Annotated in this window: 1 protein-coding gene; it reads right to left on the bottom strand. The window is 39.0% G+C overall.

What is annotated here, in order from left to right; all coding sequences use genetic code 11:
• Window positions 1–541 precede the first annotated feature (541 nt).
• Window positions 542–760: a hypothetical protein gene (locus FHS19_RS34535; RefSeq protein ID WP_094600381.1), complete on the bottom strand. Its 219-nt coding sequence runs from the start codon at window positions 758–760 to the stop codon at window positions 542–544.
• Window positions 761–1168: the final 408 nt, after the last annotated feature.

Below are 1168 nucleotides of genomic sequence, written 5' to 3' on the forward strand. Positions count from 1 at the left end.
TATATATCGTCCGAAAAATTTCACTAATTTATAACGATGAAGACGACAGTTCAAAACGGCCATTCGTTTGCACACTTAAGACGGAAGGCTGTTCCTTATCTCTTCAGCTACCTTGTATAGGGGGATCTATATCGAAGAGCAACGCGAAGACCCGATGATAATCTCATCGGGTCTTCGCAAGTTTGATCCGAACATGCTCGTCTAATTTGAACACATGACATGTCTAAGTTCCTAAGCTATTAATGAGCTGATCGACTTCCTTCTGCATAAGCTGGCGATGTGCTTTAAGCATCATTTCCTCGATCTTTTCTGCAGGTGCTTCCATCATTTTATTCTTAATCGGCCGGTCAATCCGGACGTACATTGCACCCAATCCAGGCGCGCCTTAATCTTGGTATCCTTTGGTAAATCACCGAAGACATCTCGATGGATAGTAATTTTTGCATTCTTGGCACCGTTATCAATAAGGTGGCAAATATAGAGCTTCTTTATAAAATTACGCGCCTAACAGAAACGGAGGTAATCCGGAACTTAACCACACCTATTTTTTCGATTCTTCACTAGTTCTACGGTATTCCTCAATTGTCTCACCGCCGCTGATTTTTTTGAAAGCATTTTTAGACCTTTCTAATTCACGTGCCCAATATTCCTTTTCGCTCTCATTAGTAGAATTTGAGAAAATGTCCTCATATTTTTGAATTTGACTAACTAAAGCAATTCTAATGGCTTTTTGATCAAAATCATCTAAATAAAAATTCATTTTTTCACCCTCTTACCCTAAGTTCTTCCCAGTTCATCCCAAGCAGCCATCAAATTATTGAACTGTTCTATCTTGAGGGAATCAGATATATCTTGCTCCAATACGGTTCTTGTATACGCTGTAACTAAAACCCTTTGATAACGATGTTCGTTTTCTATAAGGATTTTGTTTTTAAAATACTCTAGAGTACCGAATTTCCATTGCCATATCGTCCTCCAATAGGCGTTGTGTTTCGCTTTCTGAATTATACCATAACAATGAAATCAAAGCTGCCTGCAGACGGCACCCTCCTTCAACTCTGTACTTCCCTTCATTCCATTCCTTCAATTGAAATATTTCGATATCGCATTAAACTATCCTGACCGTTAGCTTAATAAAATGAGCAGGCTACTGTAGCCTGCTCAACAT

The organism is Paenibacillus rhizosphaerae (assembly GCF_014192015.1).
Taxonomy (GTDB): domain Bacteria; phylum Bacillota; class Bacilli; order Paenibacillales; family Paenibacillaceae; genus Paenibacillus_AQ; species Paenibacillus_AQ rhizosphaerae.

Bases quoted from the DNA above. Each gene is read 5' to 3' on its own strand.
- FHS19_RS34535 (WP_094600381.1), bottom strand. From the start codon at position 760: ATGAATTTTTATTTAGATGATTTTGATCAAAAAGCCATTAGAATTGCT.